The 26,167-nt window shown below is 75.2% G+C and carries 27 protein-coding genes; 17 read left to right on the forward strand and 10 right to left on the reverse strand.

What is annotated here, in order from left to right:
- The first annotated feature begins 16 nt into the window (after nt 1-16).
- Nucleotides 17-481: a gamma-glutamylcyclotransferase gene (locus AB0637_RS15680; protein ID WP_366173382.1), complete on the forward strand. Its 465-nt coding sequence runs from the start codon at nt 17-19 to the stop codon at nt 479-481.
- Between the two features lie 27 nt (nt 482-508).
- Here AB0637_RS15680 and AB0637_RS15685 read toward each other — a convergent pair whose 3' ends face one another.
- Nucleotides 509-943, reverse strand: a complete 435-nt coding sequence (locus tag AB0637_RS15685) for a PH domain-containing protein (RefSeq protein ID WP_366173383.1) — start codon at nt 941-943, stop codon at nt 509-511.
- A 78-nt stretch (nt 944-1,021) separates the two neighbouring features.
- Here AB0637_RS15685 and AB0637_RS15690 point away from each other — a divergent pair, with 78 nt between their 5' ends.
- A complete protein-coding gene (locus AB0637_RS15690) occupies nt 1,022-1,846 on the forward strand; it encodes a purine-nucleoside phosphorylase (RefSeq protein WP_366173384.1) in 825 nt (274 codons plus the stop codon).
- 9 nt (nt 1,847-1,855) lie between these two features.
- Here AB0637_RS15690 and AB0637_RS15695 read toward each other — a convergent pair whose 3' ends face one another.
- Together AB0637_RS15695 and AB0637_RS15700 are read right to left on the reverse strand one after the other, a co-directional pair.
- Nucleotides 1,856-2,656 (reverse strand): ABC transporter permease, encoded by an 801-nt coding sequence (locus AB0637_RS15695; RefSeq protein WP_366173386.1) that lies wholly within the window; start codon nt 2,654-2,656, stop codon nt 1,856-1,858.
- A complete protein-coding gene (locus AB0637_RS15700) occupies nt 2,653-3,648 on the reverse strand; it encodes an ATP-binding cassette domain-containing protein (RefSeq protein WP_366173387.1) in 996 nt (331 codons plus the stop codon). Before AB0637_RS15700 ends, AB0637_RS15695 begins: the two co-directional genes overlap by 4 nt.
- 306 nt (nt 3,649-3,954) lie before the next feature.
- Here AB0637_RS15700 and AB0637_RS15705 point away from each other — a divergent pair, with 306 nt between their 5' ends.
- A complete protein-coding gene (locus tag AB0637_RS15705) occupies nt 3,955-5,193 on the forward strand; it encodes a hypothetical protein (RefSeq protein WP_366173388.1) in 1,239 nt (412 codons plus the stop codon).
- Nucleotides 5,194-5,195: 2 nt separating this feature from the next.
- Here AB0637_RS15705 and AB0637_RS15710 read toward each other — a convergent pair whose 3' ends face one another.
- Nucleotides 5,196-6,194, reverse strand: a complete 999-nt coding sequence (locus AB0637_RS15710) for a GTP-binding protein (protein ID WP_366173389.1) — start codon at nt 6,192-6,194, stop codon at nt 5,196-5,198.
- Between the two features lie 50 nt (nt 6,195-6,244).
- On the opposite strand from AB0637_RS15710, the gene AB0637_RS15715 reads away from it, so the two are divergent.
- Genes AB0637_RS15715 through AB0637_RS15725 form a run of 3 tightly spaced genes read left to right on the forward strand, consistent with a single transcriptional unit; the run spans nt 6,245 to nt 8,851 of the window.
- A complete protein-coding gene (locus AB0637_RS15715) occupies nt 6,245-7,912 on the forward strand; it encodes a phospho-sugar mutase (protein WP_366173390.1) in 1,668 nt (555 codons plus the stop codon).
- A gap of 49 nt (nt 7,913-7,961) precedes the next feature.
- On the forward strand, nt 7,962-8,630 hold the full coding sequence (locus AB0637_RS15720; RefSeq protein ID WP_366173391.1) for a hypothetical protein: 669 nt from the start codon (nt 7,962-7,964) through the stop codon (nt 8,628-8,630).
- Nucleotides 8,627-8,851: a helix-turn-helix transcriptional regulator gene (locus AB0637_RS15725; RefSeq protein WP_366173392.1), complete on the forward strand. Its 225-nt coding sequence runs from the start codon at nt 8,627-8,629 to the stop codon at nt 8,849-8,851. Before AB0637_RS15720 ends, AB0637_RS15725 begins: the two co-directional genes overlap by 4 nt.
- Before the next feature lie 115 nt (nt 8,852-8,966).
- On the opposite strand, the gene AB0637_RS15730 is transcribed toward AB0637_RS15725, so the two are convergent.
- Entirely contained in the window at nt 8,967-10,532 is a 1,566-nt protein-coding gene (locus tag AB0637_RS15730; RefSeq protein WP_366173393.1) for a histidinol-phosphatase, read from the reverse strand.
- 80 nt (nt 10,533-10,612) lie between these two features.
- On the opposite strand from AB0637_RS15730, the gene AB0637_RS15735 reads away from it, so the two are divergent.
- The 4 genes from AB0637_RS15735 (at nt 10,613) to rsgA (ending at nt 14,574) form a co-directional block, all read left to right on the forward strand.
- Complete coding sequence (locus AB0637_RS15735; RefSeq protein ID WP_366173394.1) at nt 10,613-12,034, forward strand: aldehyde dehydrogenase family protein; 1,422 nt, start codon at nt 10,613-10,615, stop codon at nt 12,032-12,034.
- Nucleotides 12,027-12,662, forward strand: a complete 636-nt coding sequence (locus tag AB0637_RS15740; RefSeq protein WP_366173395.1) for a hypothetical protein — start codon at nt 12,027-12,029, stop codon at nt 12,660-12,662. The genes AB0637_RS15735 and AB0637_RS15740 overlap by 8 nt, the downstream gene beginning before the upstream one ends.
- A 168-nt stretch (nt 12,663-12,830) precedes the next feature.
- A complete protein-coding gene (locus AB0637_RS15745) occupies nt 12,831-13,436 on the forward strand; it encodes a CvpA family protein (RefSeq protein ID WP_366173397.1) in 606 nt (201 codons plus the stop codon).
- Between the two features lie 52 nt (nt 13,437-13,488).
- Nucleotides 13,489-14,574, forward strand: coding sequence for a ribosome small subunit-dependent GTPase A (gene rsgA, locus AB0637_RS15750; protein ID WP_366173398.1), 1,086 nt, complete (start codon nt 13,489-13,491; stop codon nt 14,572-14,574).
- Nucleotides 14,575-14,590: 16 nt separating this feature from the next.
- On the opposite strand, the gene AB0637_RS15755 is transcribed toward rsgA, so the two are convergent.
- A complete protein-coding gene (locus AB0637_RS15755) occupies nt 14,591-15,214 on the reverse strand; it encodes a TIGR03086 family metal-binding protein (RefSeq protein WP_366173400.1) in 624 nt (207 codons plus the stop codon).
- A gap of 61 nt (nt 15,215-15,275) precedes the next feature.
- Between AB0637_RS15755 and AB0637_RS15760 the strand changes: the two genes are divergently transcribed.
- Complete coding sequence (locus AB0637_RS15760; RefSeq protein WP_366173401.1) at nt 15,276-16,253, forward strand: WYL domain-containing protein; 978 nt, start codon at nt 15,276-15,278, stop codon at nt 16,251-16,253.
- 3 nt (nt 16,254-16,256) lie between these two features.
- Here the strand turns inward: AB0637_RS15760 and AB0637_RS15765 are convergent, their stop codons facing one another.
- Both AB0637_RS15765 and AB0637_RS15770 read right to left on the reverse strand, forming a co-directional pair.
- Nucleotides 16,257-17,366 carry an adenosine deaminase gene (locus tag AB0637_RS15765; RefSeq protein WP_366173402.1) on the reverse strand — a complete coding sequence of 370 codons (1,110 nt, stop codon included), beginning with the start codon at nt 17,364-17,366 and terminating at the stop codon, nt 16,257-16,259.
- Nucleotides 17,363-18,322, reverse strand: a complete 960-nt coding sequence (locus AB0637_RS15770) for a DMT family transporter (protein ID WP_366173403.1) — start codon at nt 18,320-18,322, stop codon at nt 17,363-17,365. The genes AB0637_RS15765 and AB0637_RS15770 overlap by 4 nt, the downstream gene beginning before the upstream one ends.
- 71 nt (nt 18,323-18,393) lie before the next feature.
- Here AB0637_RS15770 and AB0637_RS15775 point away from each other — a divergent pair, with 71 nt between their 5' ends.
- The 6 genes from AB0637_RS15775 to AB0637_RS15800 all read left to right on the forward strand — a co-directional run bounded on the left by AB0637_RS15775 (nt 18,394) and on the right by AB0637_RS15800 (nt 23,223).
- Nucleotides 18,394-19,293, forward strand: a complete 900-nt coding sequence (locus AB0637_RS15775) for a LysR family transcriptional regulator (RefSeq protein WP_366173404.1) — start codon at nt 18,394-18,396, stop codon at nt 19,291-19,293.
- A gap of 33 nt (nt 19,294-19,326) precedes the next feature.
- Complete coding sequence (locus AB0637_RS15780; protein WP_366173405.1) at nt 19,327-20,745, forward strand: MFS transporter; 1,419 nt, start codon at nt 19,327-19,329, stop codon at nt 20,743-20,745.
- A 43-nt stretch (nt 20,746-20,788) separates the two neighbouring features.
- Nucleotides 20,789-21,766, forward strand: a complete 978-nt coding sequence (locus AB0637_RS15785; protein ID WP_366173406.1) for a 3,4-dioxygenase subunit beta — start codon at nt 20,789-20,791, stop codon at nt 21,764-21,766.
- 49 nt (nt 21,767-21,815) lie between these two features.
- Nucleotides 21,816-22,157, forward strand: a complete 342-nt coding sequence (locus tag AB0637_RS15790; protein ID WP_366173407.1) for an SMR family transporter — start codon at nt 21,816-21,818, stop codon at nt 22,155-22,157.
- A complete protein-coding gene (locus AB0637_RS15795; protein WP_366173409.1) occupies nt 22,154-22,474 on the forward strand; it encodes a multidrug efflux SMR transporter in 321 nt (106 codons plus the stop codon). Before AB0637_RS15790 ends, AB0637_RS15795 begins: the two co-directional genes overlap by 4 nt.
- A gap of 185 nt (nt 22,475-22,659) precedes the next feature.
- Nucleotides 22,660-23,223 (forward strand): GNAT family N-acetyltransferase, encoded by a 564-nt coding sequence (locus AB0637_RS15800; protein ID WP_366173410.1) that lies wholly within the window; start codon nt 22,660-22,662, stop codon nt 23,221-23,223.
- Here AB0637_RS15800 and AB0637_RS15805 read toward each other — a convergent pair.
- Nucleotides 23,202-25,499: an EAL domain-containing protein gene (locus tag AB0637_RS15805; protein ID WP_366173411.1), complete on the reverse strand. Its 2,298-nt coding sequence runs from the start codon at nt 25,497-25,499 to the stop codon at nt 23,202-23,204. The two genes, AB0637_RS15800 and AB0637_RS15805, sit on opposite strands and share 22 nt — an antisense overlap.
- Before the next feature lie 105 nt (nt 25,500-25,604).
- On the reverse strand, nt 25,605-26,072 hold the full coding sequence (locus AB0637_RS15810) for a DinB family protein (RefSeq protein ID WP_366173413.1): 468 nt from the start codon (nt 26,070-26,072) through the stop codon (nt 25,605-25,607).
- Between the last annotated feature and the right edge of the window lie 95 nt (nt 26,073-26,167).

Raw genomic sequence — 26,167 nt, forward strand, 5'->3', positions numbered from 1 at the left:
CCTACCCTCTTCAACCGTGCCTGCCCCCTCGCCCGCCTACGCCGCGTACGCGACCAACCTCGACCCCGAGGTCATGTCCCGCAAGGCTCCGCACTCCCCCCTGCGCTCGACGGGGTGGCTGCAGGACTGGCGACTGACCTTCGGCGGGGAGGACCGCAGCTGGGAGGGTCCGCTCGCCACCGTCGTCGAGGCGCCGGGTGACGAGGTCTACGTCGCGCTGTACGACCTCACCGAGGCCGACGAGACGCGCCTGGACGCCTCCGAGGGCATGGACATCGGCCTGTTCCGCAAGATCCGGGTGCGCGTGAAGACGCTCGAGGGCGACGTCGTGGCGTGGACGTACGTCCTGGACGACTACGAGGGCGGGCTGCCCACGGCGAAGTACCTCGGCCGGCTGGCCGACGCCGCGGAGGCCGGGGGCGCCCCGCACGACTACGTGCTCGGGATGCGCGCCCGGCCCTGCCGGTCCAACGACGCCTGAGGACCGGTCGGGACCGCGCCCGGCCGGTCACGACCCGGCCGCGGCCCGGGCCCGGCGTTCGCACTCGGCGCGGAGCCGCTCCAGTCGCCGGTTGCGCCCGGCGAAGGCGAACCCCGCCACGGCCGGCACCTCCACCTGAGTGCCGTCGGCGAGGCGTACGACGAGTCCGACGGACTCGAGGGGGCTCGCGGAATCGAGGACGTCGATGTCCACCCCCGTCACGTCGGTCCAGGGGATGCGCCGTGTCCGCAGGTGCTCGACGTAGCCCAACTCGTCCCCGGCGAGCCGGACGTGACTGATGAGGGCGCGGACGCCGGCGAACAGTCCGACGGCCCCCGCACCTCCCCCGACGAGCAGACCTCCCGGAGTGTGGTCCTCCTGCAGGACCGGCACGGCGACGACCGCGAAGAACAGCCAGACCGCCGCCAGCAGCCACGACCAAGGTCCCTTCGTCCACCGCACAGCCGTCAGGGTGACACCCCACCGGCGACCCCGCGGTCGGCTGCCGCGGGTCCCGGCGGGGCCGTTAGGGTTCCGCGCGTGACCGACACCCTCGCCGCCCAGGACCCCTTCACCCTCGCCGAGGAGTCCGCCGCGACCCTGGCCGAGCGCACGGGTGTGCCGCGGCACGACGTGGCCCTCGTGCTCGGCTCCGGCTGGTCCGCGGCGGCCGACCGGCTCGGTGAGGTCGTCGCCACCGTCCCCGCCACCGAGCTGCCGGGGTTCCGCGCCGCCAGCGTGGTCGGGCACGCCGGGACGGTCCACTCGATCAGCGTCCCCCGCGACGGCGCCGACCCGCTGCGCGCCCTGGTGCTGCCGCGCAGCCACTACTACGAGGGCCACGGGGTGCGGGCCGTCGCCCACGGTGTGCGCGTGGCGGCGGCCGCGGGCTGCCGGACGATCGTGCTGACGAACGGCTGCGGCGGCCTCGACCGGTCGATCGCCCCCGGCTCCCCCGTCCTCATCTCCGACCACCTCAACCTCACGGGCGCCACGACGCTGGAGGGGCCGACGTTCGTCGACCTCACCGACCTCTACGCGGCCGAGCTGCGGGACCTGGCCCGCACGGTCGACCCGTCGCTGCGCGAGGGTGTCTACGCGCAGTTCCACGGCCCGCAGTACGAGACGCCCGCCGAGGTGCGCATGGCCGGGGTCATGGGCGCCTCCCTCGTCGGGATGTCGACCGCCCTGGAGGCCGTCGCGGCCCGCCACGTGGGGATGCGCGTGCTCGGCTTCTCCCTCGTGACGAACCTCGCGGCGGGCGTCTCGGACGAACCGCTGTCCCACGAGGAGGTCCTGCAGGCCGGCCGGGACGCGGCCGGGCGCTGCGCGGACCTCCTCGCGGGGGTCGTCCCGCTGCTCTGAGCCGGCCCCTCAGCGTGCGGCGGCCCGCTGGTACTGGCGGGTCGCCAACGGGACGAACACGACGAGGATCACGACGATCCACCCCAGCGTGTAGAGCTCGGCGTGCTGCAATGCCCACGACTCCGGCGCCGGCCCGGGGCCGACGTTCCCGAACCGTTCCCGGGCCGCCTGCACGAGCGTGGAGACGGGGTTCCACTCCGCGATCTTGCGCAGGACCGACGGGTAGCTCTCGATCGGCACGAACCCGTTCGTGAGGAACGTGACCGGGAAGATCGTGATGAACGTCAGGTTGTTGAACGCCTCCGGGGTCCGGATCAGCAGGCCCAGCAGCGCCATGCACCAGGAGATGGCGTAGGCGAAGAGCAGCAGCAGGCCGTAGGCGATGACGGCGTCCAGCACCGAGGTGCGGATCCGCCAGCCGACGACGAGACCCGTCAGCGACATGATGACGACGACGATGACGTTCGTGACGACGTCGGAACTCGTCCGCCCCACGAGCACTGCCGACTGCGCCATCGGCAGGGACCGGAACCGCTCGATGATCCCCTTCTGCATGTCGTCGGCGAGCCCGGCGCCGGTGATGGTGGCCCCGAAGATCACCGTCTGGGCGAAGATCCCCGGCACGAGGAACTCGCGGTAGTTCACCCCGGGCACGCTGATCGCGCCGCCGAAGACGTAGCCGAAGAGCAGGATGAACATGATGGGCGAGATGAGCGTCCCGACCAGCAGGTCGGGGATCCGCTTGATCTTGATGAGGTTGCGCTTGGCGACGACGGAGCCGTCGGCCAGGACCATCCCGAGGGAACTCACGCGTCCGCCCCTTCCTGCTCGGTGACCAGTTCTTCGGCGGGTTTGCCCGTGAGGGTCAGGAAGACGTCGTCCATCGTGGGCCGGCGCAGCCCCGCGTCCAGCGGGACGACCCCGACCTGCTCGAGCCGCCGCAACCCGTCGACGAGCGCCGGGGTGCCGCCGCTGACGGGCACGGTGACGCGCCGGGCGCGCCGGTCGACCTGCACCTCGCCCACGGCGAGCGGCTGCAGGGCGTCGACCGCCGTCGGCACCTCGTGGTCGGCCGCGACGACCAGCTCGATGCGCTGACCGCCGACCTGCGTCTTGAGCTCGTCGGCCGTGCCGCGGGCGATGACCCGCCCGTGGTCGATGACGACGATGTCGTCGGCGAGGCGCTCGGCCTCCTCCAGGTACTGCGTCGTCAGGAGCAGCGTCGTGCCGCCCTGGACCATCGTCGTCAGCAGCTCCCACATGTCGTTGCGCGAGCGCGGGTCCAGCCCCGTCGTCGGCTCGTCGAGGAAGAGCACGGGCGGTGAGGCGACGAGCGCGCCCGCGAGGTCGAGGCGCCGGCGCATGCCGCCGGAGTACGTCTTGGCGACGCGGTTCGCCGCGTCGGTGAGGCGGAACTGCTCGAGCAGCTCGGTCGCCCGCTCGCGGGACCGCTTGCGGCCCAGGTGGTAGAGCCGGCCCACCATGTCGAGGTTCTCGAACCCGGTGAGGTTCTCGTCGACGGCCGCGTACTGGCCCGACAGACCGATGCGCCGGCGGACCTCGCGCGGGTCCTTCACGACGTCGACGCCCGCGACCGTGGCCGTCCCCGCGTCGGGCACGAGGAGCGTCGTCAGCATCCGCACCGTCGTCGTCTTGCCGGCCCCGTTGGGCCCCAGCAGGGCCAGCACCGTCCCCTCCGGGACGTCGATGTCGACCCCCGCCACCGCGGTGACGTCCCCGTACCGCTTCACCAACCCCCGTGCCTGGACTGCTGGTGCCTGCACCGCGTGACCACCCGTCATGGCCTCGACCCTAGAGAAGACCTCCGACACCACGCCCGTCCTTTCCCCACAGTTCGTCCTCAGCCGGCTCCCCGACCGCAGTGCCGAGCCCACGGCACCGCCCTGTCGACCCCGGCCGGCGCCGGAACTCATCGGCCGCGCCGACCGCTGCTCACGGGGAGAGGGGTGGACGCCGATGCACAGGACGTGGCAGCTGCGAACGGTGGTCCCCGTCCCACCCGTCGCGCCGCGACGGCCCTCGGCGCCGCCGCGGTCGCGGGCCTGCTCGCACCTCCCGGCCGGGCTCGGGCTTCGAGCGGATCGGCCGTGAGCGGACCGAGGGTGCCCCGCGGCACCCGGTCGCGCCGCCCCGCCACGGCCGTCGCGGTGCAGGCGCCGCGGTGGGCCGGGGAGCCGACCCGGTTGTCCGGCCTCCTCCCGCCGTCGACCGGTCGCGTGGACGCGGCGGTGATCGCGGTCCGGGACGCCCGCGGGCAGTCCTTCGACGTCGCGCACACCGGCCCCTGCACCGTCGCCGGCGACGGCCTGCCGCTCACGGGTCGCGCCGTGCTCGCCCCGGGCCGCTACGCGGCGTGGGTCTCCCACCGCGTGGGCGAGCGCTGGGTCGACGGGGAGCACGGGACCTTCGACGTGCCCGGCGCGCTGCCCACCCCGCCGCGCGACCGCACCCGCCTGTCGGGCGCCTACGTCGGCTGGCCGCAGACGCCCGCCGACCTCACCGCGTGGGGACGGCGCCGCGGCCGGGCCGTGCAGGTGGCCGGGGAGTACCTCGACCACCGCCGCTGGGACTGGATCGCGCAGCCGACGGCCCTGCTGGCCGCCTACGGCGACGGCCGCTGGACCGCGCCCCTCGTGCTGTCGGTGCCGCTGCTGGCCGACCCGACCCCGCAGGACCCCGCGCCGTCGCTGGCCGGGGTCGCCGAGGGCCGGTACGACGCGTCCTTCCGGGCCCTTGCCCGGTCGCTGGCTGCGTACGGGCTCGGCGCCACGACCCTCCGGCTGGGGTGGGAGGCGAACTCCCCCGAGAACTACGCGTGGTCGGCGGTGCCCGACCCGGACGCCTACCGGGCCGCGTTCCGCCGCGTCGTCGGTGTCGTCCGCGCCGAGGCGCCCGCGGCCCGGTTCGACTGGGGGCTGACGGTGGCCGTCGACGGCGCCTTCGACGCCCGGCGCTGCTACCCCGGCGACGACGTCGTGGACGTCGTGGGCCTCGACGTCTACGACATGAGCCCGCAACCCCTCGCCGCCGACGAGCGGTGGGACTGGTACCAGTGCGCACCCGGCGGCCTCGACGAGATCGCCGAGTTCGCCGTCGCGCACGGGAAACCCGTGGGTGTCGACGAGTGGGCGGTCGCGTCGCGGACCTGGAACGGCGGCGGGGACGACCCCGCCTTCGTCGAGAGGTTCCGCGCGTGGATGGACCGCTGGCCCGTGGCCCACGAGATCTACAACGAGGTCGAGTACCCGTACTCCGACGGCCGGCTGCTGCTCGGCGACCGGAACCCGCGCGCCGCCGCGGAGTACGTGGCGCAGTTCGGGGACTGAGCTCAGGCGCCCTCGGTGCTGCGCAGGACCCCCATGAACGCCCACTCGTCGACGGGACCCTCGCCCCGGTGCACGCATGCGGCCAGGTCCGCCAGCAGCGCGGGCGCGTCGAGACCCGCACCGATGAGGACGAGCGCGGTCTCGCGCGCATCCCCCCGCGGCCAGGGCCCGCGCGTGAACCGCACGGCGGCGCCGACGGTCTGCAGCAGGAACCGTTCGTCGGTGCCCGCGAACCGCACCGGCCCCTTCACCCGGAACACCCCCGACGGCCGCGCGTCGAGGAACTCCACGAACCGCCGGGGGTCCAGCGGTTCGGGGCTGCGGAACTCGACGGCGTCGTAGTAGGAGTGCAGGTGCTCGGCCGGTGCGGGCACGACCTCCCCGAGCGAGAGCTGCCGCGTCCGCGGCGGCCGCGCCTCGAACAGCAGCCGCGGGTCCAGGGAACCGTGCGCCGCGGGGACGACCGGAGCCCAGGTGTTGAGCTCCCGGCAGAGCGCCGTGACGCGCGCGAGCGCCGTCTCGGTCAGCAGGTCGGTCTTGCTGAGGATCACGACGTCGGCCATCGCGACGTGGTCGTCGAGCTGCGGGTGCCGCGCCCGGACGGTCTCGAACTCCACCCCGTCGACGACGACGACCAGACCGCCGTAGCGGACGCCGGGCACGGTGCTGGTGAGCACCTGACGGACCATCGCGGCGGGTTCGGCGACGCCGCTGGCCTCGACGACGACGGCGTCGAGCGCGTCCGGGCCGCGGCGGGCGGTGAGCCGGGCCAGGAGTTCGTCGACCGACCCGTCCTCGGTCGAGCAGCACAGGCAGCCGTTCTCGAGGGAGACGGTGCTGTCGGCCTGGCCGGAGACCAGCAGGGCGTCGACGCCGACGGCCCCGAAGTCGTTGACGACGACCCCGAGGCGCACGTCGGCGGCCGAGCGCAGGAGGTGGTTGAGGACCGTCGTCTTGCCGGCGCCGAGGAACCCGGCGAGGACGACGACGGGGGTGCTCACGCGCCCATGGTCGCACCGCTCCCCCGGGTGCCCCTCGTAGGCTGCCTCCCGTGGACGCACCCCTGACGGACCGGGTCCGGAGCTGGATCGACGACGACCCCGACGAGCGCGACCGGGCCGAACTGCAGGCCCTGCTGGCGGCGTCGCAGGCCGGGTCCGCCGCGGCGACCGCCGACCTGCAGGACCGGTTCTCCGGGCCGCTGGAGTTCGGGACGGCGGGGCTGCGCGGCCGGGTCGGCGCCGGGGAGCACCGGATGAACCGCGCCGTGGTCCAGCGGGCCGCGGCCGGGCTCGGCGCCTGGCTGACGGAACGGTTCGAGCGGCCCCGCGTCGTCGTCGGCCTCGACGCCCGGAACGGGTCCCGGGAGTTCGCCGACGACTCCGCGGCCGTCCTGACCGCGGCCGGGTGCGAGGTGCTGCTGCTGCCGCGGCCGTTGCCGACGCCCGTGCTCGCGTTCGCCGTCCGCCACCTGCAGGCCGACGCGGGCGTCATGGTCACCGCGAGCCACAACCCCGCGGCGGACAACGGGTACAAGGTCTACCTGGGGGGTCGGGCGACCGGGCCCGAGGGACGCGGGGTGCAGATCGTCCCGCCGGTGGACGCGGAGATCGCCGCGCTCATCGCGGCCGTGGGGCCGCTGCGGGACCTGCCCCGCGCCGCCGCGGGCTGGACGGTGCTCGGTGACGACGTCGTCGAGGACTACCTCGCCGCGGTCACGGCTGCCGTCGGCGCAGGGACTCCCGGACGCGATCCGCGCATCGTCGTCACCGCGATGCACGGGGTGGGGGGTCCGGTGCTGCTGGAGGCGTTGCGGCGCGGCGGTTTCGGCGACGTCCACTCCGTCGCCGAGCAGGCCGACCCCGACCCGGCGTTCCCGACCGTGCCGTTCCCGAACCCGGAGGAACCCGGCGCGCTGGACCGCGCCGTCGCCCTGGCGCAGCGGGTGGGTGCGGACGTCGTGCTGGCCGTCGACCCGGACGCCGACCGCTGTTGCGTCGCGGTGCCGGCCCCCGGGGGGTTCCGACAGCTGACCGGGGACGAGCTCGGCCGGCTGCTGGGGCAGGAACTCGCCGCGCCGGGGGCCGTGCTGGCCTGCTCGGTCGTGAGTTCGCAGGCGCTGCAACGGGTCGCGGCCCGCACCGGTGCCCGGTTCGCGGCGGCGCTCACGGGGTTCAAGTGGATCGCCCGGGTGCCGGAGCTGACGTTCGGGTACGAGGAGGCCATCGGCTACTGCGTGGCGCCCGAGGTCGTGCGGGACAAGGACGGGATCTCGGCGTCCCTGCTCGTCGCCACCGTCGTCCGGCGTGAACTCGGCGCCGGCCGCACGCTCCTGGACGTCCTCGACGACCTCGACCGCGCCGACGGCGTCCACCTCACCGCGCCGGTGACCGTCCGCGTCGACGACCTCGCCGTCATCCCCGCCACGATGGCGCGGCTGCGCGGCACCCCGCCCGCGACCCTCGGCGGGTCGGCGGTGACCTCGGTGGAGGACCTCGCCGACGGCCTCGACGGGTTGCCGCCGACCGACGGCCTGCGGTTCCGCACGGCCGACGGGACGCGCGTCGTCGTCCGGCCGAGCGGCACCGAACCCAAGCTCAAGTGCTACTGCGAGGTCGTCGCGGACGTGCCGGCGGGGGCGGACCTGGACACGGTCCGCCAGGGCGCCCGCGAGCGCCTCGACGCCGTCCTGGCCGACGTGCGGGCGGCGACCGCCTGAGTTCGCCGACTCCGAGACACATCGACTGTCGATGTGCCACCGTCACGGCATGGCATGTCGACTGTCGATGGTCCCGCGCATCGCGCAGCGGTTCGGCGTGCACACCCGACCGCACGTCGTCCGCCTGGGCGCGCACCTGGCGCGCCGGTTCGGGATCTTCTGCCTCGTCGTGGCGGCCCTGGCCCTGCTCGGTTCGGCACCCCGGGAGGTCACCCTCCCGGTGGCCTCGTTCAGCGGGTCCTGGGGAGCGGACGAGGCCCAGGGAATCGTGACGTCCCCCGCCGCACCCCCCGGAGCCACCGTCCACACCCCGGACAGCAGCTCGATCGGGCGGCTCGCGATCTCCTTCTCCGCGACCCTGCCGGAGCGACTCCTGGCGGCGGCCCCCCACTGGCTCGGCCGGGCCAGCGTCGGGGTGGCCCTCGTCTGGCTCGCCCCCCTGCTGCGCACCTTCGCCGAGGGCGACCCGTTCGCCCCGGGCAACGGCGGCCGGTTGCGGGGCATCGCGGGGGCGGCGTTCGTCGTCACCCACGTCGTCCCGCTGCTCACACCCTTGACGGTGGCGCTCGCCCTGCACCGGCTCGGCGCCTCGGGCTGGGCCCCGGACTGGGGCTTCCCCGTCCACACCTCGCTCGTGTTCGTCCTCCTGCTCGTCCTGCTCGCGGGCGCCCTGGACGTCGGCCGACGCCTGCAGGTCGACAGCGAAGGGCTCGTGTGAGCGACGACGCCCCGCACCGCGTCGTCTGCCACCTCGACCGGCTGCTGGCCGAGCGCGGGATGACCCTGGCCGAACTCGCGGCCCGTGTCGGGGTGACGGTCGTGAACCTGTCGGTCCTGAAGAACGACAGGGCCCGGGCCGTGCGCTTCTCGACCCTGACGGCGATCTGCGACGCGCTGGGCTGCCAACCGGGCGACGTCTTCAGCGTCGCGCCGCGGTGACCGGACCGGGCGACGCGGGCCGGCCAAGACCACCAGCGATCGGAACGTTCCGACCCTCCGGACGGTGTCGAACGGGTCGGGACGTTCCGATCGAGCGGGCAGGCGTTCGCCGAACTCAGACCACGTCGACGAACACCGGGTTCGTGTAGCACCACAGGTCGTCCCACGGGTCGGAGTCGCCGATGCGGTCCACCCGGGGGTGGCCGTCGGCGTCGGCGTGCTTGCCGTCGCTGCCGCGGAACCGGACGTAGAGCGGGTCGGCGACGCCGCGCAGCACGGTCCGGAACACCTGAGGGCCGGTGGCGTGGGCCGGCACCTCGAAGCTCTCGACGACGCGGGTCCCGGGCGCCTCGAACAGGTCGCGGTCCACGTCGGCGACCCGGCCGGTGACCGTCCCGACGATGACGTCCCACCGCGCCGAGCGCGGCACCTGCCCGCTGCCGTTGGCCTCGGTGGCGGGGTCGACGCGCAGCTCCACCTCGACGTCGCCGCCGCGCGCGACGGTGGTGCGGGCCCCGAACGTCACGCCCGGGCCGGGCCCGGTCCGCACCCGGCCCTCGACGGCGCGGACGAGTCCGCCGTGGACGACGAACACCCGCCCCGAGCGCAACGCGGCCATGACCGAGCGGTAGTCGCGCGTCGTCGCCCCGACGCAGGTGCGCGAGTAGAACCCCGGGGCGAAGTCGACGTACCCGTGCTGCACGACGCCGGTCTCGACGGGTTCACCGCGCGAGCCGTGCCGCCGGTAGTGCTCGTGCGAGAGGTTCCCGACGCGGACGGTGTCACCGATGTCGAAGTGGTTGTCGGAGTTGGCGGTGATCCACCACGGCAACCCCTCGGCCAGCAGGGAGTCCCACAGGCCCCCCATCCGCGCGGTCGCGGCGTCGAACCCGCCCCACGTCCGGTACTGGTCGAGGTCGTAGCCGGGGAAGGACCAGCGGCCGGGGCTCTCGTCGTACTGCCCCCGCCCCCGTCCGCGGCCCAGCGGGGCGGGCAGCGCCGCGGCCTGGTGGCCCGGCGCCCCCTCCCAGCCGACGAAGACGCCCGGGGCGGCGTCGCGCCAGCCGCGCACCTTCGACGGGGAGACGCGGCCCGTGCGCATGGGGTGGTTGGACAGGACGAGGGCCTCCCCGACCCCACCGGTGCGCAGCTCCTCGACGAGCCAGGCCAGGGCGTCGAGACCGAGCTGCTCGGCGACGGGACCGCCCTCGACGGAGTCCCGGATCATCTCCGGGCCGCCCGGGTTCTGCCGCGCGGCGAGGACGTCGCCGTCGAACATCCGCTCGAAGCGCTGCAGCAGGTCCGGGGTGCCCTCGTGCTCGGGCGCGATGAAGGTCGCGTGCTCGGCGCCGGGGATGTTCCACTCCATGCCCTGGAAGACGAGGACGTCGTGCCGGCGGCGGGCGTCGGCGATGAGCGGGGTCTGCAGCGCGACGGACTGCTTGGCGTGGTCGGGGCCGCCGTGGTCGGTGATGACCATCCAGTCCAGCCCGCACGCGCCACCCCGGCGCACCTGGTCGTCGACGGAGTACATGGCGTCGCGGGAGAACGTCGTGTGGATGTGGTGGTCGCCCGCGTACCAGGCGTACTGCCGGTCGTCACCGTCCGACGGGGCCGGCGGCGCGGGCAGGGGGTGGGAGTGCGTGTGGGGGTGCGGGTGCTCGTGCGGGTCGTCGGCCACGGGCCCACCCTCTCAGTGCACCGGACGCATCCCCCGAACGGCCCTCTCAGAACACAGGAACCTCAGTAGACTCACTCTTCGTGAGCGCCTCGCTACCGGATGTCGTCGTGGGACTGACCGCGCCCCGGGAGTCCCCGCTGCGCGTCACCACCCGGGACCTGCCCGCCGCCGCCGACTCGTTGGCCGCGTCCCCGCCCCCCGTCCCCGGCACGGCCACGCTGCCCGACGAGGTCCCCGCCCTCGTCCTCGCCGACGGTCCCGGGACCCCGGCGACCACCCCCGGGGCCACGTCCGGCGCGACCGGCGACCTCCTCGACGTCCTGGCCCCCACCACCGGCGAACGGCTGCTGCGGGTCGAGGACACGAGCCCGGACCTGGCCCGCGACATCGCCACCGCCGTCGCCGCCACGAGCCGGACCGACTGGGCCTGGCTGTCCGCGCAGGACCGCGCCCGCTTCCTCTTCGCCGTCTCCGACGTCCTCGCCGGCCACGTCCGCGCGCTCGCCGTCACGGCCGCCCTCACCACCGGGCGGCCCCTGGCCGCCGGCTTCACCCTCGACGCCCCCGCCGCCCACGCGGCGGCGTTCTCGGCGGCGGGCTGGGCCGACAAGCTGGACAGCGTCGGCGCCGCGCACCGCCCGGGCGGAGGCGTCGTCGTGCTCCTGACGACGTGGCGCACGAGCACCGCCGACGCCCTCAGCGCCGTCGTGGCCGCGCTCGCCACCGGCTGCGGGGTCGTCCTGCGCGCCCGGCCGGCCGCCGCGGCCACCGCGCGGCAGTTCGTCCGCCTCTTCGAGGAGGCCGGCCTGCCCCCCGGGCTCGTCCGCTCCGCGCCCGGCGCCGACGCCGCCGCCGACGCGGCCCTGTGGGCGCACCCCGACCTCGTCGCCGTCCGCGCCGACGGGTCCGTCGACGACCTGCGCTCGGTCGGCGTCGCGCTGGCCGACCGCGGGACCCCCCTCCTGCAGCGCCCCGACGCCCCGCACGTCGACGTCGTGCTCGAGGGCGCGGACCTGCAGGCCGTGACCGTCGCCCTCGTCGAGGCCGCGGTCGGCGGAGCCCACGAACGACCCGGCGGTTCCCGAGTGCTGGCCCACCGCGCGGTCGTCGACGCGCTCGTCGAACGGGCGACCCCCGTCGTCGCGCGGCTGCACACCGGGCACCCGCTGGACCGGGCCACCGCCGTCGGCCCCGTCCCGACGCCGCACCTGGCCCGCGCGGCCCGCGAGGTCCTCGACGCCACCGCCGGGCTCCCCGCCGGGCTGCCCGCCGGCGGTTGGTGGGCCCCGCCGGGCATCGCGACCGTCGGACGGCACAGCGCCTGGCCCCCGCCCGGTCCCGTCCTGGGCGTGCGGTCGGTCCGCTCCGCCGAGGACGCGCTGACCCACCTCACGGGCGCCGGTTCGGTCACCGTCTGGGGCGGCGAGCTCGGCACGGAGGTCCCGGCACCGCCGGACGCCCGCCGGGACGCGCTCGACCTCCTCCGGGCGTGCCGTGGGTGAACGCCTCGTCCGGCCCCGCTCCCCCGCCCACAGCGCCGCCCGCCGCGGACGGGCGCTCCTGGCTGCCGCGGCCGAGGTGGAGTCCGGTCGCCAGCAGTTCGTCGAGCAGGTGCGCCGAGCGCACCGCTGCCGCATCTCCGAGGCCGTCGCGCAGGTGGACGGCTGCATCGACACGATCGTCCGGTGGGCCGGCTGGGCCGACAAGCTCGACCTCCTGCTGCCCGTGGCGGCCGGCGGGCGGCGGCCGCCACCCCTCGGGGTCCTGCCGCCCGAGGAGTTCCTCGGTGCGGCGCGCGTGCTGTGCTCGGCGCTCGCGGCCGGGGCGCGCTGCGTCGTCGCGCACGAGTCCGCCGCCGTCGGCGCCCTCGTGGACCTCGTCGCGGCGGAGTTCCCGGCCGAGGCCGTGACGGTCGTCGCCCGCGACCGGGACACCGTCCGCAAGCTGGCCACCACGGTGACCCTCCTCGACGCCCGCGCCGCCCCCGGCGACTGGGACGCCGACCTGCGGCTGGCCTGCGCCGAGGCCGGCACCCGCGTCCTGCCCCCGCTGCCGGTCGGGCAGCTCGCCGGCCTCGACGACCTCGCCCTCGTCGGCCCCCTGTTCACCGGCGCCGTCCGCCCCGCCTGACCGCCCCGCCTGACCGACCCCCTCGACCGCCCGGTGCGGGAGGACCTGCGGGGGCCTCGTGAACACCGCGTGCGCGCGGCGCGAACCCCTCGGGGGAAACCCTGAACCGACCCTGAAGTTCCTGCCGCACAGCTTCTCCCGGGGTCCCGGCGTGCTTACGGTCGGCCCGTGGACATCCCCTTCCTCCCCCCGCACCTGCTCGGCGGCCTGCGTCCCGCCGGCCTCCTCGTCCTCGCGCTGGCGGTGCTCGTCGTCGTCCTCGCCGCGCGCTCGGGCTGGCGCAACGGCGCCTCCCGCCTCGTCCTGGCGCTCCTCGGTCTCGGGGCCGGCGCCGTGGCCGGCCTGAGCGTCGCCGACCGCATCGAAGCCCACTGGCCGCAGACCGGCTGGAACGAACTCGCCCTCGTGGCCGGCACGGTGCTCGTGCTCGCCGTCGTCGGCGCCGGGCTCGGCGGTGCCCTGGGCACGGCCCTGTCCCGCGCCCTCGGGGCGGTGCACCTGCGCATCGTCGACCGCACGGCCGGCGCGGTCCTGCGCGGCGGGCTCGCGGTCCTGGTCCTCGCCCTCGTCCTGCCCCTGCTGCCGGGGAACCCCGTCGGCGGTCCGGGCGGCCCGGACGGGTTCGGCGGCCCGGGTCTCGACCGCGCCCGCCAGGTCGTCGTCGACGCCGTGCACGGAACCGTCGGCGGCACGGTCGGCGGCACCGTCGGGGGCGCCGTGGACCGGGTCGGCCAGGACGCCGGCCGCCTCGTGGACGCCGCCCCCGGCCGCTGACGGGCGGGAAAACCCCTCGCCGGTCCTCGGACGGAAACCTAGCCTCGGGAGCGTGCTGACCGAGGTGGACTCCACCGACCCGCTCGTCCGGCTCGGCTGGGACGAGGACTGGGCCGCGCGCTGGACGGCGTTCCACGCGACGACCGGAACGGGCGGGCACCTGCTGCCGGCCCGCGTCGTGCGGGTGCACCGGGGGGCGTGCGACGTCGAGACGCCGCTCGGCCCGCAACGGGTCGAGGTGCCCGCGGGCAGCCTCGTCCCCGCACCCACCACGGGCGACTGGGTGGGTCTGCGTCTGGACGACCCGCAGGGTGTCCGGCCCGCCGGCGTCCTGCCGCGGCGCACCGTGCTCGCGCGGGCGTCCGTCACGGGACGTTCGGCCGAGCACGTCCTGGCCGCGAACGTCGACACGGTCGTGGTCGTGATCGGTGCGGAGTCGCGCACGTCGAACGGCCGCGTGGAACGTTTCCTCGCGCTGGCGTGGAACTCCGGCGCGCACCCCGTCGTCGCCCTCACCAAGTGCGACCTCGTCGCCGCCGACGACCTCGACGGCACGCTCGACCGCGTCCGGACTGACGCCGTCGGCGTGGACGTCGTCCCGGTCCGCCAGGACGATCCCGCGAGCCTCGCCGAACTGCGGAACCGGTTGCGGGGCACCGTGGTCCTGCTCGGGTCGTCCGGGGCGGGGAAGTCCACGCTGGCCAACCTCCTGCTGGGTGAGGACCGCTTCGCGGTCGGGGCGGTGCGGTCGGTGGACGGCAAGGGACGGCACACGACGGTGACCCGGGAACTCGTGCCCGTCCCCGGCGGCGGAGAACCCCTCGTCCTGGTCGACACCCCCGGCCTGCGCAGCCTGGGGGTCTCCGAACTCGGTGATGCCCTCGACCGCACGTTCGCCGACGTCGAGGAGATCGCGGTGGACTGCCGGTTCTCGGACTGCTCGCACACCCGAGAACCCGGGTGCGCGGTGCTCGCCGCGATCGACGCGGGGGTGTTCGACCGGCACCGCCTGGAGAACCTGCGCAAGCTGGAACGGGAACAGGCGTGGTTCGCGAGCCGGACCGACGCCCGCGCGGCCGCCGACCGTCGCCGGGAGTGGAAGAAGATCGCCAAGGCGAACCGCGACCGCTTCAGCTGACGGCCCCGACCGCGGGTCAGGCCGGGACCCGGCCGAGCCACCCGGAGAGCTGGACGTGCGCGGGCGCGTCGTCGGGGACGGCGACCGGCGGCGCGAAGGGGAAACCCTCGCGCTGCGCGGGCACCACCCGACGGGCGATCTCGAGCACCCGGGCGAGGAACCCCTCGTCGAGCAGGTCCGTGCGGCCCGTCGCGACGGCGAGGTCGACGGCGTGGGTGGCGAACTCCTGGGCGTAGACGGTGGCGCCGGCCGCGCCGGGCATGTCTCCCGCCGGGTGGTGCACGGTCGCCGTCAGCACGGCGTCGTCGGCCCACGCCGCGCGGACGCCGGCCACCCCGGCCGCGTAGGCGGCGGCGAAACCCCCGGCCGGTTCCTCCTCGAGCAGGGTCGGGAGGTCGAAGGGGTACCCGCCGCGGGCGATGTGGGCGACGCGGGCCGTGACCGCGACGAGGTGGCCGCGCAGGTCGTCGACGGTCCACTCCGTGCACGGCGTCGGGTCGGGGTGGGCGCCGTCCGGGACGGCGTCGAGCACGCGACCGGCGAGGTCGGCGGCCAGGAACATGGTCTGGCGGGGGTCCTCGGCGGTGGTCTGCGCGCGGGTGTCAGCGGTGGTCTGCGTGGGGGTCTCTGCGGAGGTCATGGAGGCAGCGTTGCCTGTGAACACGACACCTCCTGTCACCTTTTCCTGCCATCCTCGACGGGTGCGCGCCGACCGGCTCCTGTCCCTGCTCTTCCACCTGCAGACGCACGGCCGCTGCACGGCCCCCGACCTCGCCCGCCGCCTGGAGGTGTCGACCCGGACGGTCCTGCGCGACGTCGAGGCGCTGTCCGCGGCCGGGGTGCCCGTGTGGACCGAACGCGGGCGGGGCGGCGGCATCTCCCTCGTCGAGAACTGGCGCACCGACGTCTCGGGGTTCACCACGGCCGAGGCCCGGGCCCTGTTCTCCGGGTCCTCCGGCACGGCCGACCCGCAGCGGCCCGCGTGGGAGTCCGCCGTCCGGAAACTGCTCGCCGCCACCCCGGCCGCCCAGCGGGCGCCGTTCGCCCGAGCCGCCGAGCGGATCCTCGTCGAACCCGCCGGCTGGCGCTCGCGCGAGGAGCGCCCTGAGCACCTCGCGCCGTTGCAGGAAGCGGTGTTCTCGGCCCGGAGGATCCGGCTGCACTACCGCTCCGCGGGCGCGACGCGTGCCTCGACGCGGACGCTGGACCCGCTGGGCCTGGTCGCCAAAGGCGGCACCTGGTACCTCGTCGCCGCCCCCACGGGCGCCGAACCGCACTGGGAACGGCTGTTCCGCGTCGACCGCGTCGTGGGGGTGGACGTCCTGGAGGAGACCGTCCCGGCCGACCTGCCCGCCCTGCCGGCCGTGTGGGACAGGCTGCGGGAGCAGGTGGAACGGCCGAGCACGTGCGGGGTGGCGGTACGGCTGCGGGTGGCGGCCGCCGACGCCGGGATGCTGCTGCGCATCGCCGACGCGCAACTGCTCGCCGAACCCGTCGTCGAGGAACGGCCCGGGGCGCTCGACCAGGTCGACGTCACCGCGACCTTCCGGGCCCTGCCCGCGGCCCGGGCCGTGCTGCTCGGGCTGGGCCGGCTCGTCCTCGTGCTCGAACCCCCCGAGCTCGTCGCCGACCTCGTGGCGACGGCCCGGGACGTCCTCGCGACCTACGAGGAGGGGTGACGCTCAGGCGAAGGCGGGCCGGATGACGTCGCTCGCCAGCGTGAGCCGGTCGGGGAACGGCAGGAACGAGGCGGACAGAGCGGTGATCGTCGCCCGCTCGACGTCGGCGAGGTCCCAACCGGCCTCGTCGACGAGCAGCGCGAACTCGCGCGACAGCGACGTCCCGGACATGAGCCGGTTGTCGGTGTTGACGCTGATGGAGAACCCGAGGTCCTTGAGCAGCGTGACCGGGTGCCCGGCCACGCTCGTCGCAGCGCCCGTCTGGACGTTGCTCGACGGGCACAGTTCCAGGACGATCCCGCGGTCGCGCACCCACGTGGCCAGGCGGCCCAGCGTCGCGTTCGGCAGCCCGTGGGCGTCGTGCCCCTCGTGCACGGTGACGTCCTCGACGATCCGGACGCCGTGCCCGATGCGCTCGGCGCCGCACGGGTGGACGGCGTCGGCGATGCTCTCCAGGCCGGAGGCCTCCCCCGCGTGGATCGTCACGGGGAAGTTCTCGGCGTGCAGCCGGTCGAAGGCGACGAGGTGGTTCGAGGGCGGGAACCCGATCTCGGCGCCGGCGATGTCGAACCCGACGACCCCGCCGTCGCGGTGGCGCAGGGCCAGTTCGGCGATCTCCAGACCGCGGTCGGCGTGCCGCATCGCGGTGACGAGCGTGCCGACGCGGATGGGCGTGCCCGCCGCCGCGGCCTGCTGCTCCCCGCGCCGCATGCCCTCCTCGACGGCCTCGACGACCTGGTCCAGCGTCAGACCCCGCTGCAGGTGCTGCTCGGGGGCGTAGCGCAGTTCGCCGTAGACGACGCCGTCGGCGGCGAGGTCCAGGACGGCCTCGGTGGCGACGCGGGCCAGCGACTCGGCGTCCTGCATCACCGCGATGGTGTGGTCGAAGGTCTCGAGGTAGCGCACGAGCGTGCCGGAGTCGGCCGCGTCGCGGAACCACGCCCGCAGTTCCTCGGGGTCCGTGGTCGGCAGCGCGTGGCCGTTGGCCGCCGCGATCTCGACGATGGTCGCCGGGCGCAGACCACCGTCGAGGTGGTCGTGCAGCGACACCTTGGGCAGGGCGCGCACGCGGTCGAGGGTGGACTGGGCCTGCGTCGGGGTGGTCTCGCTCACGGCTCCGATCCTGCCAGTTCGCCGGTGGGGCGCCCGCGGGGTGCGACGGCCCGGCCCGCCGAGCGCAGCTCGATGCGCTGGCCCGCCGCGGTCGCCCCCAGGAGCAGGACGGCCCCGAGCACCCCGGCCGCGCCGAGGGCGTCCCCGGCCAGGACCACACCGAAGAGCACCGCCCACAGCGGTTCGGTCCCCAGCAGCAGGCTCGCGCGGGCGGCCGAGGTCCGGCGGACCGCCCACGACTGGGCGACGAAGGCGAACACGCTGCAGCCCAGGGCGAGGTAGGCCAGTCCGGCCCACTGCACCGGGGTCGCCGAGGCCACCAGACCGACGGTGGCCGACGGGGCCAGCACGAAGCCCACCACGGCGCCGACCACGGTCTGGACGAACGTCAGGCCGCGCAGGTCCAGGGGCCGGTGCGGTGTGCGGCGCGTCACCCGACCGATCGCGGTGACGTGGCAGGCCCGGACCACGGCCGCGGCCAGGACGAGCAGGTCACCCCCCGTCGGGGTGCGCCACCCGCCACCCCCGACGAGGAGCGCGACGCCGACGACGGCGACGAGCCCCGCGGCGAAGAACGAGGGCGGCAGCCAGGACCGGGTCCACAACCCCTCGACGGCGGGCGTCAGCAGGATGGTCGTGGCGATGAGCAGCCCGGCGTTGGTGGCCGTCGTCCCCGCGACGCCGAACGTCTCCAGCAGCAGCACCGCCGCCTGCGAACAGCCGAGCACGAGACCCCAGCCGAGCTCACCGCGACCCACCCGGGCCCGCGTGAGGACCACGACGACCCCGAGCGCGAGCGCCGCACCCAGGTAGCGCAGCGCCAGCACGGGCAGCACGGCCTGCGCCCCGCCCCCCGCTCCGCCGACGCTGTCGAGCAGCACCTTCACCGCGAGGTAGCTGCTGCCCCACACCACCGCGACGCCCAGCAGGAGGGCGTCCACCCGTCGTTCTCCCACGGTGCCAGCGTCGACGTCGGCAACCGTCCAGTCCAGCGAAACGTGCTCAACCCGGTGGTTAGCATCGCTTCATGGATGAACGGCAGCTGACGGTTCTGCGCGAGCTGTCCGAACGCGGCACCCTCGTCGCCGTCGCCCGGGCGCTGCACGTCACGCCGTCCGCGGTCTCCCAGCAGCTCGCCGCCCTGCAGCGGTCCTGCCCCGCCCCCCTCACCGAACGCCGCGGTCGGCGGCTGGCCCTCACCCCGGCCGGGGAGGCCCTGGCCGCGGCCGCGGTCGACGTCGCCGCGGCCATGGACGCCGCCCGGCGCGTCGTCGACGAGCACCTCGACTCCGCCCGCACCCCCGTCGCCGTCGCGGCCTTCCACTCCGCGGCCCTGGCCTGGTTCGGCCCCCTGCTCACCGCCCTCGCCGGGACCCCACCCCTGCGGTGCGCCGACCAGGACGTCGCCCAGGACGAGTTCCCGGCCCTCGTCGCCGACTACGACGTGGTCGTCGCGCACCGGCCGGAGGCGTCCCCGGCCTGGCCCGCGCACCGCGTGCGCGTCGTCCCGCTGCTCCTGGAACCCCTGCACGTGGCGCTGCCCGCCGGGCACCGGTTGGCCGAGCGCGACGAGCTGCGGGTGGCCGACGTCGCGGCGGAGCGGTGGATCTCGGTCCACGAGGGGTTCCCGCTCGCCGGCGTCCTCGACGTCGTGGCGGCCGCCGCCCGCCGGCCGCTCGACGTCGTCCACCGCATCAACGAGTTCTTCGTCGCCGCCTCCCTCGTCGAGACCGGTGACGCGCTGGCGCTCCTGCCGGCCCGCACGAGCCGCCCGGGGCCCGGCGTGGTGCTGCGCCCCCTGGTCGACGTCAGCGTCAACCGCCGCGTCGACGCACTGCTGCGGCCGGAGGCGTTGGCCCGCAACGGTGTCCGCACCGTCTTGGACGCCCTGCGCGACGTCGCCCGGTCGCCCGGGGAAACGGGTTGAGCTGCAGTGCGCTGGAGGTCCTAGCGTGAGGTCGTGACCCAGAGCACCGACCGGGACAGCGACGCCCCCGCGACCCCGATGCCCCCCGCCCCCACCGACGGGATCCTCTCCCGCCGGTACCTCGTCATGACGCTGGGGACGACGGCGCTGGTGTTCCTCTCCGCCTTCGAGAGCCTGGCCGTCACGACGGTCATGCCGCTCGTGGTCGCCGACCTCGGCGGCCGCAGCGCCTACGCGACGGCCTTCGCCGCCACGCTGGCCGCGAGCGTCGTCGGCATGGTCGCCGCGGGCGGGTGGTCGGACCGCCGCGGGCCGGCGAGGCCCCTGCTGGCCTCGGTCGTCGTGTTCTGCGCCGGGCTGCTGGTGGCCGCCCTGGCCCCCTCCATGCCCGTCTTCGTGGCCGGTCGGTTCCTCCAGGGCCTGGGCTCGGGCGGCATCAGCGTGACGCTGTACGTCCTCGTCGCGCTCGCCTTCCCACCCGTGCTGCGGCCCGCGGTGTTCGGCGCGTTCGCCGCCGCGTGGGTGCTGCCCTCGATCGTCGGACCGGCGGCCGCGGCGCTCGTCGCCACGACCTTCAGCTGGCACTGGGTCTTCTCCGGCGTCCTGGTCCTCGTCCTGGTCGCCGCGGGCGCCGTGCTCCCCACGCTGCTGCGGGTCCGGGCCCCCGTCACCTCCTCCGAGGCGTTCCCCCGCGGCCGCTTCCTCGCCGCGGCCGGGACGTCCCTGGCCGTCGTCGCCGTGAGCTCGGCGGGCAGCCTGGGCGGCGCCGCCGGCTGGCGCTGGCTCGCGGCCGCCGCGGCCCTCGTCGTCCTCGTCCTGGCCGTCCGCCCCCTGCTGCCCACCGGCACGCTGACCGGGCGCCCCGGGCTCGCGTCGGTCGTCCTGCTGCGGGCCCTGCTCGCGGCGACGTTCTTCAGCACCGAGGTCTACCTGCCGCGGATGCTCTTCGAACGCTTCGACGTCTCCCTGCGCCTGGCCGGCGTCGTGCTCACGGCCGCCGCGGTGGCGTGGGCGTCGGCGTCCGCCGTGCAGGGCCGCCTCGGCCCGCGACTGCCGCACGCGCGGGCCGTGCGGATCGGCACGGTCCTGCTCCTCGTGGGCGTGGCCGCGCAGGCGGCCGTGGCGCTCCTCGCCCCGGGTGCGGTGGTGGCCGCGGTCGGCAGCGCCGCCGGCTGGTTCGCGGCGGGCGCGGGCATGGGACTGGGCTTCCCGCGCACGACCGTCCTCGTCCTGGAGCAGTCGACCCCCGGCCAGGAGGGGTCGGGGTCGTCCGCGCTGACCATCGCCGACGCCGTCGGGGGTGGCACGGCGATGGCCCTCACCGGCCTCGCCTTCACGGCCTTCGCCGCCGTCTCCGGCTGGGCCGCCTTCGCCGGCACCCTGCCGCTGTGCACGGCACTCGCGGTCCTGGCCCTCCTCGCCGCGCGACGGGTCTCACAGCCCACGCACTGACGACCCACCGGTGACGCTGGGACCGGTCACCGACGGTGGTCCCATGACGAGCTACGAAGGCCGCCCGCTCCCCCGCCCCGACGAGGACGTCGACGACCAAGGACTCGCGTTCGACCTCGCCACGATGGCCTCCCGGCGGGTCGGACGCCGCCGGGCGCTCGGCCTGCTCGGTCTCGGCGCCACCGGACTGACCCTGGCCGCCTGCGGGACCGACGACACGACCGCCGCGGCCTCGAGCTCGAGTTCCTCGAGCGCCACGACGACGAGTTCCACCGCCCTCACCGAGATCCCCGACGAGACGGCCGGCCCCTACCCCGGCGACGGGTCGAACGGCCCGGACGTCCTGGACCAGAGCGGTGTCGTCCGCAGCGACATCCGGTCCAGCTTCGGGTCGAGCACCACCACGGCACAGGGGGTTCCGATGACCCTGACGCTGGACGTCGTCGACCTCGCGGGCGGGAACGGCCCGTTCGAGGGGGTCGCCGTCTACGTCTGGCACTGCAACCGGGACGGGGAGTACTCCCTGTACTCCGCCGACATCGCCTCGGAGAACTACCTGCGCGGGGTCCAGGTCGCCGACGCCGACGGGAAGGTGACGTTCACGAGCATCTTCCCGGCCTGCTACGACGGACGCTGGCCGCACGTGCACTTCGAGGTCTACCCGTCGGTGGACGAGATCGGCGACGTGGCCAACTGCATCGCGACGTCGCAGGTGGCGCTCCCCGCGGACGCCTGCACCGCCGTCTACGCGACGTCGGGGTACGAGGCGTCGGTGACGAACTTCGCGGAGGTGAGCCTGGCCACCGACAACGTGTTCGGCGACGACGGCGGCGCCTCGCAGACGCCCACGTCCGAGGGCGACCCGACGACGGGGTACACCCTGACCCTCACCGTCGGCGTCGACACCACGACGCAACCGACGGCGGGCACCATGGCCGGCATGGGGTCCGACGGTTCCGGGCACCCCGCCCCGGGTGCGGGCGGAACCCCGCCATCGGGGGCACCCGCGGCCGCCGCCTGAGGAGGTCGACCGGGCCGGGGGTCGACTCCGGCCCGGTAGCGTTCCCGGTGTGCGCGCGCGAACCTTCGCCCTGCTGGCGGGGGCCGTCCTGTCCGAGGTGACCGCGACGTTGGCGTTGCGCGCGGCGAACGACCGGCCGCTCTGGTTCGTCCTCGTCGTCGCCGGGTACGCAGCGGCCTTCGTCCTGCTCGCCGCGGTCCTGCGCGCGGGGATGTCGATCGGTGTCGCGTACGGGTTGTGGGCCGCGACCGGGGTGACGCTCACGGCGGTCGCGGCCGCGTTCCTGTTCGCCGAACCGCTCACCCCGGTCATGGGCGCGGGGATCGCCCTCGTCGTCGCCGGTGTCCTGCTGGTGGAACTCGGCGCTCGCCACCCGGGCGAGGACCGGTGAGCTGGTTGTTCCTCGCCGGGGCAGTCCTGTTCGAGGTGGCCTCGACGGCCGTGCTGCGGATGTCCGACGGCGGACGCCGCCGGCGGTGGCTCCCCGTGGTGGCGGCCGGCTACCTCGTCTCGTTCGGCTTCCTGTCCCTGTCCCTGCGCGCGGGGATGCCCGTCGGTGTCGCGTACGGCGTCTGGTCGGCGGTCGGGATCGCCCTGACGGCCCTGCTCGCCCGCGCCGTGTTCGGCGACCCGCTGACGCGCACCACCGCGCTCGGACTGGCCCTCATCGCCGGCGGCGTCCTCCTCGTCGAGCTCGGCGCGCACTGAACTCCCCGGGTTCTCCCAGGGTTCCACCCGTTCGGCTTCCGGCCTCCGGAACGCAGCGTGGGACCTGCGCCCGTCCGGGCGCAGAACGGTGCGCCGGAAGGGTGGTCAAGATCATTCCGCGTCACGTACGGTGCACGCGTCCTGGCAGGATCCGGTCATCCCACCCGCCCCCTGGAGGAGACGACGTGCCGCGCGCGAACACCCGCTTGGAGAAGACCACCCGACTCACCGGCGACGACCTCGAACAGGCCTGGAAGGTCTACGAACTCGCGTTCGCGGGGCTCGCCACCCGCGCCGTGCAGCAGCACCTCATGACCCGCGAGGAGTTCGACGAGGTGTGCGCCGACGTCCGCGTATTCAAGTACGTGGTCCGCGACGCCGACCTCGGCACGCTCTGCGGTTTCGCGACGTTCTCGAACGACCTCTCCACCGTGTACCAGTTGTCCGAGGACTACTACGAGAACCGCTGGCCGCGACAGTTCGCCGAACGCAGCATCTGGTACATCGGCTGCGTGGGCGTGCACCCGGCCTACCGCAGCAGCGGGGTCTTCGTGACCCTCGTCGAGGCCATGTGCCGGGTCGTCCACGAACAGCGCGGCGTCGCCAGCCTCGACATCTGCCGCTACAACGACGAGCGCCTCGCGCTGCCGCGGCTCATCAGCCGGATCGTGAACTCCTTCGGCCACGCGACGGAGGGCGAACGCCTCGACGTGCAGACCTACTGGGCCTACGACTTCGCCGCGGCCTGAGTTCCCCCCGGAACTCCCCGCCGGGGGTACCGGGCCCCGGCCTCCCGCAGGTGGCGGGCCACGTCGCCGGCGGACTCCGCGCGGTGCCAGAGCCACCCCTGACCGTGCCCGACCCCGAGTCCGGCCAGGACGGCGCGCTGCTCCTCGGTCTCGACGCCCTCGGCCGTGACGGCGAGCCCGAGGGCCTCGCTGACGGCGACGACGGCGCGCACCACGGCGGCGTCGGTCCCGTCCCGGCCCAGTCCCGAGACGAAGCTGCGGTCGACCTTGACCCGGGTGACGGGGAAGCTGCGCAGGTAGCTCAGCGCGGAGTACCCGGTTCCGAAGTCGTCGACGGCGAGCCCGACCCCGAGTCCGCGCAACCGGTCCAGCAGGTGCAGCGTCCGGTCGTCCTTCTCCAGCATCGACGACTCGGTGATCTCCAGCAGCAACGCCGTCCCGCCGACGCCGTGCGCGGCCAACCGGTCCCGCACGGTGTCGGCGAACTCCTCCTCGAGCAGCTGGCGCGGTGAGACGTTGACGGACAGCAGGAAGTCCTCGCCCACCACACCGGCGTCGCGCCACCCGGCGAGGTCGGCGAGGGCGGTGTCGAGGACCCACTGGCCGACCTCGAGGACGAGACCGGTCTCCTCCAGCACCGGCACGAACACGGCCGGGGAGATCGGCCCGTGCAGCGGGTGGTTCCAGCGCAGCAGCGCCTCGACGCCGCGGGGAACCCCCGTGGCGATCGACACGATGGCCTGGTAGTGCACCTCGAGCGTCTGCTCGGCCACGGCGCAGCGCAGGTCGAGTTCGAACTCCACCTCGTCGCCCACCGCGCGGCGCAGCGCGTCGTCCCACAGCACGAACCGGTTCCGGCCCTCCGACTTCGCCCGGTACATCGCGAGGTCCGCCTCGCGCAGGGCCACCGACAGGGTCGTCAGCACGGGCGCGACGCCGACCGACGCCGAGACGAGGACGTCGCCGACCGGCAGCCGCACGGGCCGGCGCAACGCGTCGAGCAGGTCACGGGCGCACCGCACGGCGGCCGCCTCGGGACCGGGGACGGCGAGGACGAACTCGTCCCCGGCCAGCCGCGCGGTCACCGAACCCTCCGGCGCCACGGTCCGCAGGCGGGTGGACACCTCCTGCAGCAGGAGGTCGCCCACGACGTGCCCGTGGGTGTCGTTGACGCGCTTGAACCCGTCGAGGTCGACGAACAGCACGACGTGCCCGCCGGACCCGCGCGAACCCGCCGTCAGGGCGGTGACCCGACGCTCGAACTCGTCGCGGCCGGGCAGGTCGGTGAGCGCGTCGTGGGTCGCGCGGTGCTCCAGGACGGCCCGCGCGGCCGCCTGCCCGTTGACGGCGGCGACCGCGCGGACCAGGACGAGGCCGATCATGACGCACAGCAGCGTGAACGCGGCGACCTGCCCGACGAGCCCCTGGTCGGTGCGGACGCTCGCGAGGAACGCCGCGCCGAGGAGTGAGACGCACAGCACGACCAGGCGGGGTGCGGACCACGCGTCGTACGTGGGGGCCGGCGCGACCGGTGCCGCACCCGGCCGCGGCAGGTGCAGCACGGCGACGACCAGCAGGAAGTACGCGACGAGGAAGGGCGCGTCGAAGGCGGTCGGGGGGGCCGACCGTCCAAGACGGGTCATGACGGCGTACCCGACGTCCCCCACGAGCAGGCAGGCCACGGCACCGCACAACCACCGGTGGGCCACGACGCCGGGCGCGCTCATGATCAGGTCCAGGGCGAGGACCACGAGGACGACGTCGAACAACGGGTACACCCCGGCGAGGACCGACCAGACGACGGAACGCCCGGGGACCTCCAGGACGGGCAGCACGAGGAACTGCACGGCGGCCGCCGCCCCCGCCAGGCTCGCGACGAGGACGTCGACCACGACCTCGCGGCGCAACCCGCCCACGGCCCGGGCCATCCGCGCGAGCACCACGACCAGGAGGGCGTACCCGGCGAGGGAGAAGGGGTCCGGCGCGAAGGCGGCGAGACCGGCGCGGCCGTTGGCCCAGGGCCGCAGCGCGGAGCCGAGCAGGAAGAGCCCGGCGCACACCGGGACGAGCGACCAGCTCCACGCCGGCCCCGGACGACGACGGCGGACGACGACCGCCGACACGACGAGCGCGCTGACGCCGAAGACGCTCATCCCCGTCGAGCGCACCGCGTCGGGCAGCGGCAGGAGGTACACGACCGTGAGCACGACCGCGCCGAGGAGGTGCACGAGCCACCCGCGCGGGCGGCGCGGTGCGGTCGCCCTCTGCTGGACCACGAGCACTCCTCTCATCCCTGGTCCCATCGGCTCCACGGCCTCGTCCTTGATCGGGACTGGGCCGTTCGGGTGGCACCATCGCACGCCCCGGGCCGTCGCGACCTGTCAGACGTCGGCGAGCACCTGCTCCCGCAGCACGTCCGCGTGGCCGCAGTGCTGGGCGAGCTCGCGCAGGACGTGCAGCAGGACCCAGCGCAGCGGCAGCGGTCCCCGGCGGTTCCCCGTGACGACGTCGTCGAGCCCTAGGTCGGCCACGGCCGCCCGCGAGGCGGCGCACGCCGCGGCGTGGGCGGCGCGGACGGACGCGACCGTGTCCTCCGGAGTCAGCGCGAACGACTCCGTCGGCCCCGCCACGATCCCCAACTCCGCGCGGCTGCGGCCGGTGACGGCCTCGGCGAACCAGACGCTCTCGACGAAGGTGGCGTGCTTGACCAGCCCGAGCAGCGTCGTCGCCGACGGCACGAGCCGTCGCCGCGCCTGCTCCTCGGTCAGCCCGTCCAGGCACGCCGCCAGCGCGGCCCGGTGCTCGTCGACGAAGGTGTCGAGCTGCTCCCGCAACCCCTCGTGGAGCACGTCCCACGCCGAGGTGGGCGAGGTCGACGCCGTGGGCGTGCAGCAGCCGGGTCGCGTAGTGGTCGGGCGTCAGCAGCAGCGACGTCGGGTCCGCG

Origin of the sequence: Kineococcus sp. NPDC059986, from assembly GCF_040702905.1 — a bacterium.
GTDB lineage: Bacteria > Actinomycetota > Actinomycetes > Actinomycetales > Kineococcaceae > Kineococcus.